The 2,015-nt window shown below is 56.0% G+C and carries 1 protein-coding gene; it reads right to left on the bottom strand.

Annotation, left to right across the window (positions count from 1 at the left end; translation table 11 throughout):
* Positions 1-1,687: S8 family peptidase (locus tag ACFWW2_RS12135; protein WP_393928339.1), on the bottom strand; the 1,687-nt coding region annotated here is incomplete at its 3' end.
* Between the last annotated feature and the right edge of the window lie 328 nt (positions 1,688-2,015).

Here is a 2,015-nt window from a genome sequence, read left to right as displayed (position 1 = left end):
GTGCCAGGGCGCCACTGGCGACGATACCCGTTTCGGCGAGAGGCATGGCGTCACTCTCGGTGGTGCTTCCCTGGTAGACAACAAGTTCACCGATAGGGCGCATGGCGCGTTCCAGATTTAGAAGGCCATGCCCGTAGATCGGGTCAACACCCGGCTCACCGAGATCTTCAGCTGAGTTGAACAAAATCTGAGCGATTACGGGGGCTGTCAGGTCTGGCCACTGGCTCTTCAATACGGCATAGGCTCCAGTGACATAGGGGGCGGCATAGGATGTTCCCTCCAAATGATCGATGACGGTGCCGTTGGGGATTCTCAGGACATCAACACCTGGCGCAGCGAGGCAAAAATCCTGTGCGAGGCCACAGCGGTTGGAGAAGTCCGCTATGTTTTTGTCTTCATCCACCGCGACAACGGCGATGAAGTGGTCCTTATATTCGGGCAGGACAACTGGAATGCCTGCATAGACTCCGACCTCGGGCAGGCCACTGTTGCCTGCACCAAAAATGATCATCAAGTCATTCTCTAACTCTATCGCGTCATCCAGGGCGTCGGTGGTGTTGGTGCCAAGAAAATCCTCGAGATTGTCGCGATTTTCGTCCGAAGTTCCAGTTGTAAAATCAGTGATTGTCCTTTCGACGATGAAATCATCGACAATTTTGTTCTGACCCCAGCTGTTGTTCATGACGTGCGCATCGGCCGCGATTGCGCGGCGTATGGCATCAGGCCACATAATTCTAGTCGTCGTCGTCGGATGAATTCCTTTGAAGATGACAAGCTCCGAGTCAAAGGCAACGCCATGCAGGCCTTGACCGTCTCTCCTGCCTGCCGCGATACCGGCAACATGCGTGCCATGACCGCTAATGCCATGACCGTCAGGTTCAGAAATATCGTCGGGGTCTTCTCCGACATAGGAGTGGCTGTGGTCAAAGTCGATTTTATTGGCAACGCCTGGAAGGTTGGCGAATTCTGGACTATCGAGATCGATACCCGTGTCCAGGATGGCAATCTTTACGCCTTGTCCTGTTGCGCCTTTTGCATAGCGTTCATCGGCGCCAATCAGAGACAGGCCACGGTTTTCCTCGAATTCCGGGGTGCGGTAGTAGGCGGGATCGTTAGGCCTGGGGCCTGGGTTGGGACCGGGACCCGGGTTTGGACCAGGGCCGGGATTGGGACCAGGGCCAGGGTTTGGACCAGGGCCGGGATTTGGACTAGGGCCAGGGTTGGGACCGGGACCCGGGTTGGGACCAGGGCCTGGATTTGGAGTGCCGGGCCCGGGGTTGGGGCCGGGGACTGGAGAAGGTGATGGGCTGGAACTTGGGCTTCCACCACCGCCATTGTCTGCAAGCGAAAGTGCAGTTGCCATTCCACCGATCCCGAGGGCGATCATCGAACCAATTCTGAAGGTCTCCCCGGCGCTTGGCTCCGAAAGGGAAAAGCGACGGGTGTCTGGCGCCTGGTCTAAGGTTTGAATGAGGTAGTCCTCCAGAATCTCTGGGCGGTTCAGGAGGATGTATTCGCGTGCATCCGCGAAGGTCGATGGATCTCGCGCATGTTCGCGAACGAGGTAGCTCAAGACCTGCTGATCTGAGTAGGAGGTGAGTTGGCCTGCGTAGATATTTGCAGAGACAGAGGTGGCCAGGGCGACAAGGACCGTCGTGGTCAGGGCTATCCTCTTAAACAGGTGCATGATGATTGTTCTTCTTTAGCTGCTGAAATGTAACCACGCGGCTCGCACGTAACAGATTGAATGCATTGCAGATGTGGGCGCGCCATTGGTTCCCTGTCCAATAATGGAGCCCGGTGATTGTATTGGGAAATGCCAAAATTCTATATTTTAATAGCCATCAGCTATGGCCCGATCGGCGCAGGCTAAATGTCAACGGCGGCGTAAAACCCTGCCACTGTGGCGGAGCAAAAGTCGGCCACTTGGTGGCGCGCCTTGGGGCGTGATGCCCTCAAATAGCAAGCACGTTCCAAGGCGCGTTGGCCGTTAGGCCAATCAGATGATGATTAGC

The sequence above is a fragment of the Yoonia sp. R2-816 genome, assembly GCF_046762905.1.
Taxonomy (GTDB): domain Bacteria; phylum Pseudomonadota; class Alphaproteobacteria; order Rhodobacterales; family Rhodobacteraceae; genus Yoonia.
This window is presented reverse-complemented; position numbering and strand designations above follow the sequence as displayed.